This window comes from Streptococcus sp. HJ1, from assembly GCF_052399005.1.
In the GTDB taxonomy this organism is placed as follows: Bacteria; Bacillota; Bacilli; order Lactobacillales; family Streptococcaceae; genus Streptococcus.
The window spans coordinates 1,524,504-1,540,220 of record NZ_CP199005.1 but is presented as its reverse complement, the minus strand read 5'-3'; the positions used below and the strand labels follow the sequence as shown (position 1 = coordinate 1,540,220).

Genomic DNA, 15,717 nt, shown 5'->3' with positions numbered 1-15,717 from the left:
GGAATTTTTTCTGTGGATTCTCCATGATGTTATTTGTACATTCAACACCTGATAAGATAAGGATTTTTAAAGCCCAAATGAACTGAAAAGATTAGTAGTGTTTTGCTACTATTATTTACAGCAAATAAATTGAATAATCTAGTAAATTTCGGTAGAATAGAAGGGATTCAAATCATGATGAAGGAAAGATTAGAAATGAAAAGAAGTTATTTAGGAGAAAAGCACCAGCGTTTTTCATTGAGAAAAGTTTCGGTTGGTCTAGTGTCTGCTCTGGTAGGGGTTTTCTACCTTTTTAGTGGAGTAGGTTCTCTTGCAAGTGTAGCAGCTAGTGAACAGACGCCATCCGTCACAAAACAGATTCACTATAAGTACGTGACAGAGAGTGAACTCACGGACCAAGAAAAGCAGTTGGTAGTCAAAGAATTGCCACAGTTTGCTGAGGAAACAGATGATACATACTATTTGATTTATCGTCCGACGAGACAGTTGCCTGCAACTGGTCACAGCCAACTCATTAGCTCAATTGCAGCGGGGGCAGGTATTGTACTACTGGTTGTAGCGATTAAACTGGGCAGAGATGATCGCAAGAAACTCGCTTCTTTCATGCTCTTGACCAGTCTAGGAAGTCAGCTAATTGCGCCAACTTCCTTGGCTTTGACAAATCAAATGCTGGCAGACTATAATCAGGAATTGACTGTACAGGTCGGGGAAACATTGCAATCCCCACTTACGATTGAAGGCTACCAATATGTAGGCTATTTGAAATCTCAAAAAGAAGTAAACTCTCCAGTTGATGGCAAGAAAGAGTTGAATCATTCGGCTCCTATTGATACTCCAGTTCAAACTTCAAACGGAAGCCAAGCGCAGGAAGAGTATCGTGCTCAGAAACCAAGTGATGCTCCTGTATTTGAACAACCAGAGTTAAAGGTTGATAGTAAAGATACGAGTCGTACAGAGATCATTCCTTTCCAAGTGGAGGAAGTAGAGGCAGCTGATTTGCCACAAGGTCAAACTGAGGTGATTCAGGCAGGGAAAAATGGTAGTCGTACCATTGTGACCCGCAACTACTTTTTAAATGGTCAGGTGATCCATACAGAGGAGGTTTCCAATCAGGTAATGACTGAGCCGACTTCTGAGATTAGAAAAGTCGGAATCAAGGTTCTTTCTCCTACAAAACCAAGCCCAGGGGAGTCCGTTAGCGAGAAACCAACAGACGCTCCTGTCCACGAAGTTCCAAGCTTAAACGTCGAAGAAAAGGATGTTACCACGACGGTAGCAGAACCCTATACTCGAGAACGAGTAGAGAGTGATAGCTTGCCAGTTGGCCAGACCAAGATAACCCAAGCTGGTCAAGATGGTGTGCGTACAATCGTCACCCGTCAGTACATGGTAGATGGAAAAGTAGAGAGAAGCCAGGAACTCTCTAACGAAGTGACAACCCCAGCAGTATCAGAAATCGTAACAGTTGGAACAGGCCCTGTTAGCGAGAAACCAACAGACGCTCCAATAAATGAAGTTCCAAGCTTAAACGTTGAGGAAAAGGATGTTACCACGACGGTAGCAGAACCCTACACTCGAGAACGAGTAGAGAGTGATAGCTTGCCAGTTGGCCAGACCAAGATAACCCAAGCTGGTCAAGATGGAGTGCGCACAATCGTCACCCGTCAGTACATAGTAGATGGCAAAGTAGAGAGAAGCCAGGAAATCTCCAACGAAGTGACGACTCCAGCGGTATCAGAGATCGTAACGGTTGGAACAGCTCCTGTTAGCGAGAAACCAACAGACGCTCCTGTAAATGAAGTTCCAAACTTAAACGTTGAGGAAAAGGATGTTACTACGACGGTAGCAGAACCCTACCCAACTAAGGAAGTGGAAAGTGCAGACCTGCCTTTGGGGCAAAGGGAAGTTAGCCAAGCTGGTCAAGAGGGCGTCCGTACGATTGTGACTCGTCAGTATTTAGTAGATGGAAAAGTCGAAAATACAGAGGAAATCTCTAACACTATCACAAAAGAAGCAGTTCCTCAAATTATCAAAGTCGGTACAAAACCAATTTCTACAAATGCGGATCACGCTCCTGTGGAACCAGAAAAAGGAACTCTCGACCTCGAACCCTTACACCAATTAGTGGAAGAGGCCGATAGCATTCAGAAAACGCATCAGTATTTCAATGATACCACTGCAGATCAAGAGTCTTATAAACAGGCAGTCGCAAATGCCCAAGCTCTCTTTGAGACATCTCATGCCAGTCAAGAACAGGTTGATTCTTTGAAAAAAGCCCTTGAAACTGCTAAGAATAATCTAGACGGCCAACCTGTTGATAAGAAAACTCTTGGAGTTGAATTTGACATGAAGGATGTGACTCAGTCTACAGTTGCTTACCAGTATGCTGATGAACAAGCCAAACTCCGCTATCGCCGTGCTCTAGATCAGGCCAAGCTCGTTTTGGACAATCCTTTCGCCAATCAAGCCTTGGTCGATCAAGTTCGGACGGATCTCGAGGCAGCTCGTCAAGCTCTGGATGGTGTCAAGAGAAAACCAACCCTCTCTCTAGTCAGTGTCGAGAAGGAAGAAGACAAACGACAAGTTTCTCTTAGCTATCACTTGACGGATGCTACAGCTAGCTATCAATCAGCCAAAGTGCAGCTATACAAGGGTGAAACGTTAATTAAGGAAGTCGACCTTGTGGACCTCACTCAAAAATTGACACTTGATGACTTGGACTACTATACTCCTTATACTCTCAAAACTGTCATGAAATATGATCTGGGTCAAGGGGAACAAACTAGTATAGAGGATCAACGCCCAGTTCAGCTAGATTATAAGAAGGTTGAAATTAAAGACATCGACCGCATCGAGCTGTACGGTAAAGATGGCAGTCACTACCGACGTTACATATCTCTGTCGGAAGTGCCGTCTGATTTGGACAACTACTATGTCCGCATTCAGTCAGACAAGTTCAAGGACATGCTCTTACCTGTTTCTAAGATTACAGACAAGGGCAATGCCTACTCCGTAACAGTATCAGCCAATCAACTCGTCGAGGGAGAAGGGGACCGTTATCGTCCAGATTACTCTTTTGAACTGCCGAAAACGCCTCTTAGTCAAGAAGGAGTCTATACGTCCTTCAAAACGCTCATAGAGGCTATGAAGTCAAACCCGACTGGAAACTTCAAACTAGGAGCGAATGTTTCAGCAGATGAGATTCAGTTGGAACAGTCTGCGACAAGCTATGTACCAGAAGAATTTTCAGGTAGCCTAACTAGCCGAGTGGATGGAAAAGATTATACCATCTACAACTTGGAAAAACCACTCTTTGCAACCTTGAAAAATGCCACCATCCAGCAACTGACCTTGAAATCGGCTGCAGTTACAGGCAAGGATTCTATAGGGTCCTTGGCTAGCAATGCTCAGAATGCAACGATTACGGATGTTTCTGTAAGTGGTAGTCTATCTGGTAACAAGCATATCGGTGGCCTAGTCGGAGTTGCCCAAAACACCAAACTAACCAATGTTGCCTTTAAAGGGTCCATCACCAGCACCCAAGATGGGGGGCAGGAGTACAATATTGGTGGCCTAGTCGGTAATTTCCACGGGAACCAATCACTGACGCAGAAGAGTCAGGCAGATGTATCTATCCAAGTAACGGGTCGAAATGGAGACCAGCGTGTTGGAGGCTTGATTGGTCGCTTGCAAAATGGAGCTAGATTAGAAACTTCTTATGTGAGCGGTTCTATCCAAAATGGAGGTCATTCTGGCCAAGTCGGTGGAGCGATCGGGTCTACTTGGAACAATGGACAGGTCCGAAATGTCTTGACAGGTGTCAAGGTTCAAAATGGTCATGCCATGACAGGAGATCCCTATCCTGAGGCTTCTGTTCGGGACTCTTATGTTCTTGAAGGGACTACAGCAAATCGAAAAGATGAGCGTTTTGTCCGTTCTATTTCAGAGGCCGATGCGCAAGCTAAACGTCAGTCTTTTGGAATCACTTCAAACTTGACAGACCAGGAGCCATTGCAGCAAACTTACCAGCATCAGACAGACTATAGTCGAGTGAGGGGAGCTCAGGAGTCCAGAAAGCAAGCCTACGAAAATGTAGAAAAACTATTACCATTCTACAACAAAGACTTCATCGTTCATACTGCCAACCAATTAGCTGAAGATGATAAACTCAACAAAGTAGCCTTGTTAGATGTGGTTCCGATGAAAGATGGGACACTGATAACGGATGTCAACAGCCATAAGGGTGAAATCAATAGACTGATGCTGCATTATGCAGATAAGACGATCGCTTATCTTGATCTGACCTACAAGGGAGATTTTGCCAATGGCCAGATTGCTGAATATAGCATCGCTGATAAGAATTTACTCTATACACCAGAAGCCTTCTTATCTGACTATCAGACCATTAAAGAAAGTGTCTTGGATGAACTCAAAGCTGTGACTTATGACTCAGCTGCTGTTCGTAAGGTACTGGGAATTGGTGAAACAGCTTCCTTGGATGATCTTTATCTGGAAAAAGCCTTTGAACAAATCAAAGCTGAACTAGGTCAGGAGCTCCTCAAGGTGCTTTCAGTTGACAAGTCGATCAACACCCTAGGCCCTGCTGTAGCGGATGCAATTAGCCAAAAGATTCTGCAGAACAAAGAAGCCTTCATGCTTGGTCTGACCTATCTCAATCGTTGGTACAATGTCAACTATGGAACTTTCAACACCAAGGACCTTAATGCCTATAAGTTTGATTTCTTTGGAAATCAAGCAGCTTCGACACTGGATACTATCATCGCTCTCGGTAACTCTGGAATGGGCAATCTTCGATCACAAAACAACTTCAATGCCTACCGACAATCTCTAGCCAAGGAAAAAGGCAAAGGAGACCTCTTTGCTTATTTAGAAAGTCTGCGCGAACTCTTCTTGCCAAATAAAACCAACAGTGAGTGGTTCAAGGAAAATACCAAGGCTTATATCGTAGAAGCTCGTTCAAGTCTGCCAGAAATTCAGGCTAAACAGGATAATGCAGATCGTAAGAGTAAGTATACAATCAAGGTCTATGACAGACTGACTCAGGGAGATTGGGGCTTCAAGCAAATGGTCCTCCAACTTCTGACCTTACCTGAAAGAGATGTCTTTATCATCAGCAATATGTCGACCATTGCCTTTGGTAGCTTTGGAAGCTACAGGAAAGAAGGTGGTAGAGTTCTCTCAGGCGAGGAACTCCATCGACACGTTGAAAAACTTGTGGATCAATCAGCTGAATGGCAACGAAACCACTATGATATGTGGTACAACATTCTAAGTCCAAACAGGAAAGACACTCTATTCAGACGGGTGATCGTTACAGACGGTTTCTTTGTTTACAATGATAAAGGCCAGCAATATTGGGCTCCGCGTAATGATAAGACCTCTGTTGCTATGTACAATTTCTTTGGCCCTGCTGGCAAGTATCACGGAGACAATGGACTAGGGGCCTTTGCTAATGGTTATGAAGTCTTCTACGTCTATGACCAGATGCTGGGAGCTTCTGGAACCATGGTGTATACCCATGAAATGACCCACAACTCGGATGGTTCTATCTATTTTGAAGGACATGGTCGTCGTGAGGGTGAAGGACCTGAGAGCTTTGCTACAGGAATGTTAGAGTCTGTAACCAATGTTAGCGAAAAAGGTCTCGTGCTTAATAGCTTCTATCAGGGAGATAAAGATTCGACCACACGTTACCATACCTATGATCCTGTTGCTCGATTCTCCTCAGCAGATGCTCTTCGCGACTACATGCATGGAGTTTTTGACGTACTGAACCTTCTGGATTATGTAGAAGGGGATATTGTTACTGGTGTCCTAACTGATCAACAGAAAATGAAATGGTACCGTAAGGCTGAAAATTATAAATTTGAGAATACGTCTTATGGAAAGAAAGCCCATGCTGATGATCGCATTGTCCCTATAACAGCTGAAGAAGCAGCTAAATTAAAATCTGTTGATGCTCTGGTGGATCATAATATCATTGGTCGTCGTGATGGTTGGGATACAGCTAGCTTTGGACGAAATGGCTACTATGTCGTTAATATGTTTGCTTCCTTCTATGCAGCTCTGGACAATCCAACTGGTGCACCTGGTGGGCTTATGTTCCGCCGTAGAGCCTATGAATTGCTCGGAGACAAGGGTTACCAGCAAGGGTTTGTCCCATATGTATCTGGCCAATACTCCGACCAAGCGCTTAAAGAAGGTAATAAGACCTACTCAATCTGGAACAGAGGAGATGTCGGTGTAATTGGAGATGATCTAATTCTTAGAAACCTCTACGGTAGTCAGTATGAATCATGGAAGGATTTGAAGAAAGCTATGCTAAATGAGCGATACAACAAGGCTCAAAACTTCCTTCGCCCTATCACTATCGAGTTTGAAGCAGGAAAACTAGATAGCAAACGACAAATTACGATTTCTTCTTATGAGGAATTACAAGATTATATGTACTTAGCAGTACTAGCGGATGCTTCAGCTAAGAACATTGATCGAGCCTTATCAGACAGCTCTAAGAGCAGTGTCGCCCAACTCAAGTATCGTATTTTCAATGCTTATCTACGTGCTACAGACGACTTTAGACAGTCTATCTTTGAAAGATAGACACGAAAAAAGAAGATCCAAGTGATCTTCTTTTTTTAGGTGAATGGCTTGCTTAGTACAAAAACGAATGAATTTACAAACAATCTGATACATGACCTATTTTTTACTCTAAATGTCTGGAGAGAAATTGGAAATCATTCACCATCTAGTATACTCATTTTGAAATTTCTTTTGTTTTTCATGAAAATATGATAAAATGATAGTTGTAAAATTTTTTTAAGGAGATTCGGATGAAAACAAAAGCACTTGCTCGCGTAAATGCGATTTTTGGTCTTATTTCAGGTATCGTCTTGCTGTTGGCACCTCTTGTTATGTTTATGATAGCTGTCGGGGCTGCTGCGGCGACGGAGGACTCTGATGCAACAGTTGGTATATTGACGATTTTTTCAATTATTTTGTCATTGGTAAAAATTGCTGTCTTGGTTTTAGGAATTGTGTCTATTGTCTATTACAAGGACGATGAACGAGTGACCCCTGCACCGTCTGTTTTGTTTATCGTAGGTGGTTCTGTTGGATTGATCCCATTCTTGGGATGGGTGGGAGGAATTCTGACAATCATTGGTGGATCCCTCTATTTTGGACTTTTGAAAAAATTCGAGATTCAAGAATAATAACTTTTTGTTAGAAATATTTTGAAATAAGAGAAGGCGGTTAGCCTTCTTTTTTTGTCATCAAGCAGGGGTAAAATTGACAGGATAAATAAGCTTTGACATTCGTGAAATCTAAAGCATTTATTTGAGACAAGGAAGTATTTTTATAGTATAATGGTGGATGTGAAATACCTATATCAAAATATAATACTAGTTATTTTCTTGATAGAGGTTGAAAAGTTGAGAGGATATAGAATGAAAAAGATTTTTGGAGAGAAGCAGCATCGTTTCTCCTTACGAAAATTAGCAATTGGACTTGTGTCAGCTTCGATTTCAAGCCTATTTTTTGTGTCCATTGCGAGCAGTGGAACTGTATTTGCTCAAGAAAATGTAGCTGTTCACTACAAATATGTGACGGATACAGAGCTAAGTAGTCAAGAGAAGGACTTGATTGTAAAGGACATTCCTAAAATTGCGGAAGATAGTGAGAGCACCTATTATCTAGTCTACCGTATGGATGAGAAAGCCCAGCTAGGTCAGTTGCCCAATACAGGTGGGCAGAATAGCCTTACTAGCGTTTTATCAGGTGGAGTCCTGGCTTCGATTGGTCTCCTTATTTTTGTTGTATCCAAAAAGAAAGACAAAAAGAAAGCCCTCTTGAATCTTATTTTAGTAACAGGGATGGGCAGTGGCTTGGCTTCTTCGGTTCAGGCTATTGAAAATCAGCTTTTGCTACAATACAATCAGGAATACCAATTATCCCAAGGAGATAGTCTGCCTTTGCCACGCACCCTATCGGGTTATACTTATCTAGGCTATATTAAGCAAGACAAAGAGATTAATCAGCAAGAAACTGCTGCTAGGGATCAGAAACTTGACTATACAGTTCAACCTCATTTCCAAGCCAACGAAGGTGGACAAAAGGCAGGAGATGAGCAGAAAGCTCCGTCTCCAACAAGCCCTGCTGACAAGCCAATCCCACCTCAAGATTCATCCAATCAAAAGCCGTCTGGTATTGCTAGTGTAGATCCTCAAGACGAAGTCTTGGCTGGTCGCGTGAACAAACCAGAGCTCTTATACAAAGACCAAGAGATTGTAACCAAACTAGATGTTTCAGAAGTGGTGCAGGAAAATCCAGAACTAACAGAGGGAACCATCCATGTCAAACAAGAAGGTCGTGCTGGGAAGAAGGTTGAAGTCGTTCGCATTTTTACGGTTGAAAACCAAGAAATTTCTAGGGAAGTTCTCTCAACTAAAGTAGAAGAAGCTTTGCCACGTATAGTAGAGAAAGGGACTAAGAAGGCAGTTGCTCCGAGTGAAGCACCTCAGTCTGCAAAAAAAGGAGAGCCTGAGATGCAGGCTCCATTACCAGAATATACAGGCGAGCAAGCGGGAGCGGTTGTAGCCCCAGAGACAGCTGAAAAACCAGAATATACAGGCACCCAAGCAGGAGCCGTCGTTGAACCCGAGCAAGTTGCTCCATTGCCTGAGCATCAGGGAACTCAAGCTGGTGCCATCGTTGAGCCGGAAAAAGTTGAGCCAGAGGTTGGGGGTGTCCAGTCAGGGGCTTTGGTGGAACCAGCAACGACTGACAAACCAGCCTATACAGGCGAGCAGTCTGGAGCAATCGTAGAGCCTGAACAGGTACCACCGACACAAGAGTATACAGGAACTCAAGCTGGAGCGATTGTAGAACCAGAACAAGTCACTCCACTACCTGAGTATCAGGGAACCCAGGCTGGTGCTATCGTCGAACCAGAGACCCAGTCTTCCCTACCGGAATATACAGGAACTCAAGCAGGAGCCATCGTTGAACCGGAACAAATTGCTCCTCTTCCAGAATATACTGGCAATACCGAGCAAGTAAAACCGGAAGCTCCGACAGAAAAAACAAAAGAAAAAGATCCAGAAAAAACACTTGAATTAAGAAATGTTTCGGATCTGGAGTTGTATAGTCAGACCAATGGTACTTACAAACAACACGTTTCTTTAGACGGTGTCCCAAGTAATCCAGACACTTACTTTGTCAAGGTTAAATCCTCGTCATTTAAAGATGTCTATCTACCAGTCGCTTCAATAACGGCTGAAACGAAAGATGGCCAGCCAGTTTATAAAATCACAGCCAAGGCTGAGAAACTCCAGCAAGAGCTAGAAAATAAATATGTTGATAATTTCACCTTCTACCTAGCTAAGAAGGCTAGAGAGGAAACGACAACCTTTACTTCCTTTAGCAACCTAGTCAAAGCTATCAACCAGAATCTCTCTGGAACCTATCATTTAGCAGCCAGTTTGAATGCCAACGAAGTGGAACTGGGACCTGATGATAGATCTTACATCAAGGGTACCTTTACTGGTCAGTTGATCGGTGAAAAAGATGGCAAGCAGTATGCTATTTACAACTTGAAAAAGCCTCTGTTTGAAACCTTGAGCGGCGCTAGAGTAGAAAAATTGAGTCTGAAAAATGTCTCCATTTCAGGGAAAGATGATATTGGTTCACTGGCCTATGAAGCCCAGAATAACACAAAGTTTCAGCAAGTTCACGTCGATGGTGTTCTCGCCGGTGAACGTGGTATCGGTGGTTTGCTGGCTAAGGCGGAGCAATCAAGTATCACAGAGAGCAGTTTCAAGGGAAGAATTATCAACACGTATGAAACGACTGCTGCCTACAATATCGGCGGTCTGGTCGGTCATTTGACAGGTGACAAGGCTTTACTAACTAAGTCAAAAGCGACAGTGGCCATTTCATCCAACACAAATAGTTCAGATCAGACTGTGGGTGGTCTTGCAGGTCTAGTAGATCAGGATGCACAGATCCAAGATAGTTATGCTGAGGGTGATATTAACAATGCCAAGCACTTTGGTAGAGTCGCGGGAGTAGCAGGCTATTTGTGGGACCGAACTTCTAATCTAGAAAAGCATGCTGGAAGTTTGACCAATGTTCTCAGCGATGTCAATGTAACCAACGGAAATGCCATTACCGGTTACCACTATAATGAAATGAAGGTGAAAGACACATTCAGTAGCAAGGCCAACAGAGTCTATAATGTCACCTTGGTCAAGGATGAGGTCGTCAGCAAGGAATCCTTTGAAGAAAGAGGAACAATGCTAGATGCTTCCCAAATCGAAAGCAAAAAAGCAGCCATCAATCCTCTCACTCTACCAATAGTGGAGCCCCTCTCAACAAGTGGCAAGAAGGACAGTGACTTTTCTAAGGTGGACCATTATCAAGCTAAGCGCGACTTGGCTTATAAGAACATTGAAAAATTGCTACCTTTCTACAACAAAGCAACCATCGTCAAATATGGAAACTTGGTCAATGAGAACAGTCTTTTATATCAAAAAGAACTCTTGTCAGCAGTCATGATGAAGGATGATCAAGTCATCACAGATATTATTTCTAACAAACAGACTGCAAACAAACTCTTGCTTCACTACAAGGACCATTCATCTGAGAAGCTCAATCTCAAGTACCAGGCTGATTTCGCCAAATTAGCGGAATATAGTCTAGGAAATACGGGTCTTCTCTATACACCAAACCAATTCTTGTATGACCAAAGCTCTATCATCAAGCAAGTCTTACCTGACTTACAAAAGGTGGACTATCATTCAGAGGCCATCAGAAAGACACTCGGTATTTCTCCAAACGTCAAGCAAACTGAGCTCTATCTAGAGGACCAGTTCGCCAAAACAAAGGAACATCTGGAAGATAGTTTGAAGAAACTCTTGTCAGCGGATGCTGGACTTGCTGGTGATAACTCAGTTACCAAGGGCTATCTTGTAGATAAAATCAAACGTAACAAGGAAGCCTTGCTACTTGGTTTGACCTATCTAGAACGGTGGTACAACTTCAGCTATGGTCAAGTAAACGTCAAAGACCTGGTTCTGTACCATCTGGACTTCTTTGGTAAGGGAAATGCTTCACCACTGGACACTCTGATTGAGTTAGGTAAATCTGGCTTTAACAACCTTCTAGCTAAGAATAATGTTGATACTTATGGCATCAGTCTTGCCAACAATCATGGAACGACAGATTTGTTTAGTACACTGGAACATTACCGAAAAGTCTTTCTACCAGAGAAAAGTAACAATGACTGGTTTAAATCAGAGACTAAGGCTTACATCGTCGAAGAAAAATCCACTATCGAAGAGGTGAAAACAAAGCAAGGACTTGCTGGCACCAAGTATTCTATCGGTGTTTATGATCGCATCACGAGTGCCACATGGAAATACCGCAATATGGTCTTGCCTCTCCTAACCTTGCCAGAAAAATCAGTCTTTGTCATCTCGACCATGTCTAGCCTAGGATTTGGAGCATATGATCGCTACCGCAATAGTGACCATAAAGCGGGCAAGGCTCTCAATGACTTTGTTGAAGAAAATGCGCGTGAAACAGCCAAACGCCAGCGTGATCACTACGATTATTGGTATCGTATTTTAGATAATGAGGGACGTGAAAAACTCTATCGTACCATCTTGCTTTATGATGCTTATAAGTTTGGGGATGACACAACCTCAGGAAAAGCTACATTGGAGGCTAAGTTTGATAGTTCCAATCCAGCCATGAAGAATTTCTTTGGCCCAGTTGGCAATAAGGTAGTACACAACCAGCATGGAGCCTACGCAACAGGGGATGGCGTCTACTATATGTCTTACCGTATGCTAGACAAGGATGGCGCTATTACGTATACCCATGAAATGACCCATGATTCAGATCAGGATATTTATCTTGGCGGCTATGGTCGAAGAAGTGGCTTGGGCCCAGAGTTCTTTGCAAAAGGCTTATTGCAAGCCCCTGACCAACCAAGTGACGCAACCATTACCATCAATTCTATCTTGAAACACTCAAAATCAGATAGTACAGAGGACTCCCGTCTGCAAGTATTGGATCCGACAGAGAGATTCCAAAACGCAGCAGATCTTCAGAACTATGTCCATAATATGTTTGACCTTATCTACATGCTGGAATATCTCGAAGGACAATCAATCGTTAATAAACTAAGTGTCTATCAGAAAATGGAGGCTCTCAGAAAGATTGAGAACAAGTATGTGAAAGATCCAGTAGATGGCAATGAGGTTTATGCCACTAACGTAGTCAAAGAATTGACAGAAGCAGAGGCCCGAAACCTGAATAGTTTTGAGAGTTTGATTGACCATAACATCTTGTCAGCTCGTGAGTACCAGTCTGGTGACTATGAACGAAATGGCTACTATACCATTAAACTCTTTGCCCCAATCTTTTCAGCTCTCAGCAGTGAGAAAGGCACGCCAGGGGACCTTATGGGACGTCGGATCGCTTACGAACTTCTGGCTGCCAAAGGCTTTAAGGATGGAATGGTACCTTATATCTCCAACCAATACGAAGAAGTTGCCAAACAAAAAGGTAAAACCATCAATCTCTATGGTAAAGAACGTGGATTGGTGACAGATGATCTTGTTTTGGAAAAGGTATTTGAAGGCAAGTATTCATCTTGGGCGGATTTCAAGAAAGCCGTGTATAAAGAACGTATGGATCAGTTTGGGAACTTGAAGCAGGTGACCTTTAAAGATCCGACAAAATCATGGCCAAGTTATGCGACAAAGACCATCAATAGTGTGACTGAATTGCAAGCCCTTATGGACCAAGCTGTGCTACAGGATGCAGTGGCTCCTCGTTGGAGTAATTATGATCCAGAAATTGACAGTGCAGTTCATAAATTGAAGAGAGCAATCTTTAAAGCTTATCTTGACCAAACAAACGACTTCAGAACCTCTATTTTTAAGAAATAAGGGTTGGAAAATGAAAAGGGAGGATCGACAGATCTTCTCTTTTTATAGCTTGATACCCATGTTAGAAAGCTGGTATGAGATAGGTTTGTGCTGGAGAAGTCCTTTCGTTTCTGGGGCAAATATGGTAGAATGATAGCTACGAGAGAAGGAGGTTTTTATGGAGAGAGATAGATTGGTTCGACTCAATTGGAGACTGGGCATGCTGGCAGGTATAACCTTGCTTTTGGGACCTGTCCTACGATTTTTGCTATCCTATACTGGGGCTCTCATCTATAAAGATCCTTCAAAGATACTGGTCGTCACGGTTGCCTTTTCTTTGCTCCTGACATTTTTTAAGATTTTGATGATTGCATTAGGGACCTTTATGTTAATCTATTTCGAAGAGGATCAACAACTTCGAATGCTGCCTTCTATTTTATTTATCATTGGTGGCGTACTGGGCTTTCTTTCAGCGACCGAGTGGATAGGAGGATTTCTAATCATTAAAGGCGCTGTTTCTTTTTCTAAATTTTTGAAAGAGGTCCGTGGCCTTGTCTGATAGTCTAGTGAAACAATCCGTTTGAGGGTTGTTTTTTATTTAAAGAATTATCTGGCGAAAGAATATGTTAGCAAAATGCTTTTCTTATAAGAAAACATGATGTAATACAACTTGAAAAAATAAAAAGAGAATATTATGAAATAATCTTTCATTACATCGTATTTAACATTCTATTTAAAAGCTTCCATTGCTTTAGAGGGAGTCTTTATAAAAACTTCTAGCCCTAATACTATTTTAAAAGTTATTCCACTGGGTTCTCAAAATAAAACAATTCCTATTGATCATGTTGCAAGTGTAGATAGTTCATTTCGCCTTGATTTCAAATCATTTGCTTGGGGTATCATTTTCGCTCTTATTGGCCTTTCAATGATGCAAAATTCATTTATCGGAGGATTGATATTAGCGGCTTATGGTGTATTAACAGTGCTAAGTGCTTTTCAAACTCTACTAGTTTTGCATCTTACTTCTGGTGGAACACATGTTGTCAGTGTGGTAGTATTTGAAAAAGCTAATCTTGAAAATTGCAAAGAAACAATTGAAGGTCTAATTCATAATCGTTACAATGATACTAATGTAACTAAGAATACTGATCGTATAATTGATGCTTTAAATAACAAATAATTGCAATCGTTTCTTGATTGAATATCGCGAATTAATAATAACTAGATGAGAGGACACTGTTCTCTCTTTTTAGTTGATTTTAACTAGCTTTTTTGTGAAAAATTGTGTAAAATAGAATAGATAAACGAGGGAAACCTCGAAAAATAAAAGGAGAATCCATCTAATGGTAAAATTGGTTTTTGCTCGCCACGGTGAGTCTGAATGGAACAAAGCTAACCTTTTCACTGGTTGGGCTGATGTTGATTTGTCTGAAAAAGGAACACAACAAGCGATTGACGCTGGTAAATTGATCAAAGAAGCTGGTATCGAATTTGACCAAGCTTACACTTCAGTATTGAAACGTGCGATCAAAACAACAAACTTGGCTCTTGAAGCTTCTGACCAATTGTGGGTTCCAGTTGAAAAATCATGGCGCTTGAACGAACGTCACTACGGTGGTTTGACTGGTAAAAACAAAGCTGAAGCTGCGGAACAATTTGGTGATGAGCAAGTTCACATCTGGCGTCGTTCATACGATGTATTGCCTCCAAACATGGATCGTGATGATGAGCATTCAGCACACACTGACCGTCGTTACGCTTCACTTGACGACTCAGTTATCCCAGATGCTGAAAACTTGAAAGTGACTTTGGAACGTGCCCTTCCATTCTGGGAAGACAAAATCGCTCCAGCACTTAAAGATGGTAAAAACGTATTCGTAGGAGCTCACGGTAACTCAATCCGTGCCCTTGTAAAACACATCAAACGCTTGTCAGATGACGAAATCATGGACGTGGAAATCCCTAACTTCCCACCATTGGTATTCGAATTTGACGAAAAATTGAACGTAGTTTCTGAATACTACCTTGGAAAATAATCTATAAACAGAAAGCCTAGAAATTCCTAGGCTTTTTTGTATCTAAGTTTAAAAAAAGGCAATTTAGCTAATTGAAAAAGTATAAAATGAGAGGATATAGCTTATGAAATAGTAAGTTGTATGAATTAATCTTCTTTTGATTCGTAGCTCCAGTGTTCGTAGTTATAGGTTGATAAAATTATATCCGTGATTTCTTCCGGTTCTTCTTGCGCTCCCCCAGCAATCCAAAGAGAAATAATCCCTTCAATACTTGATAAGAAGATTTCCAAAGCGTATTTGTGAGGAATTTGGAAGTTTTCTGATAAGAAATGACGAGTCGTTTCTTTTTTATTTTCAGTTAGAATAATGCTACTTAGAAATTCACGAATTGCACCACGAAAGTCTATGTAATGACTTTGGGACAAGGCGTTAATAAGGCGTTCGTTCGAACGTAATATATAGAAGTTGGCTAACATAAACTTTCTAGGCGATTCTCTTTCTTTTTCTAAAAAAATGTAGAGCTGGGAAATAATTTCACTTTTAAAACTGTCAATCATTTGATATTTGTCTTCATAGTGTAGATAGAAAGTTCCCCTATTAATTCCTGCGCGTTTGCAGAGTTTACTAATTGATATATTTTCAAATTTCTCCTCTGATAGCAGCTGAATCAAAGCTTCTTTGATGTCTTCCTTAGTAGTAGTTTTTCGTTTCTGAACCATTTCTCTTCCTTTTTCTTAAATCAACAC

At 41.7% G+C, this 15,717-nt stretch carries 7 protein-coding genes; 6 read left to right on the top strand and 1 reads right to left on the bottom strand.

The annotated features are described in order from the left end of the window. The first annotated feature begins 195 nt into the window (after window positions 1–195). The 6 genes from ACT17O_RS07795 (at window position 196) to ACT17O_RS07770 (ending at window position 14,992) form a co-directional block, all read left to right on the top strand. Window positions 196–6,621, top strand: coding sequence for a ZmpA/ZmpB/ZmpC family metallo-endopeptidase (locus ACT17O_RS07795; protein WP_444817381.1), 6,426 nt, complete (start codon window positions 196–198; stop codon window positions 6,619–6,621). A 230-nt stretch (window positions 6,622–6,851) separates the two neighbouring features. After that, window positions 6,852–7,232 carry a hypothetical protein gene (locus tag ACT17O_RS07790; RefSeq protein ID WP_084856178.1) on the top strand — a complete coding sequence of 127 codons (381 nt, stop codon included), beginning with the start codon at window positions 6,852–6,854 and terminating at the stop codon, window positions 7,230–7,232. Window positions 7,233–7,466: 234 nt separating this feature from the next. Further along, window positions 7,467–12,977 (top strand): ZmpA/ZmpB/ZmpC family metallo-endopeptidase, encoded by a 5,511-nt coding sequence (locus ACT17O_RS07785; RefSeq protein WP_444817380.1) that lies wholly within the window; start codon window positions 7,467–7,469, stop codon window positions 12,975–12,977. Between the two features lie 157 nt (window positions 12,978–13,134). Further along, window positions 13,135–13,515 carry a hypothetical protein gene (locus ACT17O_RS07780; RefSeq protein ID WP_000439016.1) on the top strand — a complete coding sequence of 127 codons (381 nt, stop codon included), beginning with the start codon at window positions 13,135–13,137 and terminating at the stop codon, window positions 13,513–13,515. A 366-nt stretch (window positions 13,516–13,881) separates the two neighbouring features. After that, window positions 13,882–14,136, top strand: a complete 255-nt coding sequence (locus ACT17O_RS07775; protein ID WP_002893408.1) for a hypothetical protein — start codon at window positions 13,882–13,884, stop codon at window positions 14,134–14,136. Window positions 14,137–14,299: 163 nt separating this feature from the next. Then, window positions 14,300–14,992: a phosphoglycerate mutase gene (locus tag ACT17O_RS07770; RefSeq protein WP_000240130.1), complete on the top strand. Its 693-nt coding sequence runs from the start codon at window positions 14,300–14,302 to the stop codon at window positions 14,990–14,992. A gap of 125 nt (window positions 14,993–15,117) precedes the next feature. Here ACT17O_RS07770 and ACT17O_RS07765 read toward each other — a convergent pair whose 3' ends face one another. Then, window positions 15,118–15,690 (bottom strand): TetR/AcrR family transcriptional regulator, encoded by a 573-nt coding sequence (locus ACT17O_RS07765; RefSeq protein ID WP_444817379.1) that lies wholly within the window; start codon window positions 15,688–15,690, stop codon window positions 15,118–15,120. Between the last annotated feature and the right edge of the window lie 27 nt (window positions 15,691–15,717).

Excerpts from the sequence above, each read along its gene's own strand:
- ACT17O_RS07780 (WP_000439016.1), top strand. The coding sequence starts at position 13,135 with ATGGAGAGAGATAGATTGGTTCGACTCAATTGGAGACTGGGCATGCTG.
- ACT17O_RS07785 (WP_444817380.1), top strand. The coding sequence starts at position 7,467 with ATGAAAAAGATTTTTGGAGAGAAGCAGCATCGTTTCTCCTTACGAAAA.
- ACT17O_RS07790 (WP_084856178.1), top strand. The coding sequence starts at position 6,852 with ATGAAAACAAAAGCACTTGCTCGCGTAAATGCGATTTTTGGTCTTATT.
- ACT17O_RS07765 (WP_444817379.1), bottom strand. The coding sequence starts at position 15,690 with ATGGTTCAGAAACGAAAAACTACTACTAAGGAAGACATCAAAGAAGCT.
- ACT17O_RS07775 (WP_002893408.1), top strand. The coding sequence starts at position 13,882 with ATGATGCAAAATTCATTTATCGGAGGATTGATATTAGCGGCTTATGGT.
- ACT17O_RS07770 (WP_000240130.1), top strand. The coding sequence starts at position 14,300 with ATGGTAAAATTGGTTTTTGCTCGCCACGGTGAGTCTGAATGGAACAAA.
- ACT17O_RS07795 (WP_444817381.1), top strand. The coding sequence starts at position 196 with ATGAAAAGAAGTTATTTAGGAGAAAAGCACCAGCGTTTTTCATTGAGA.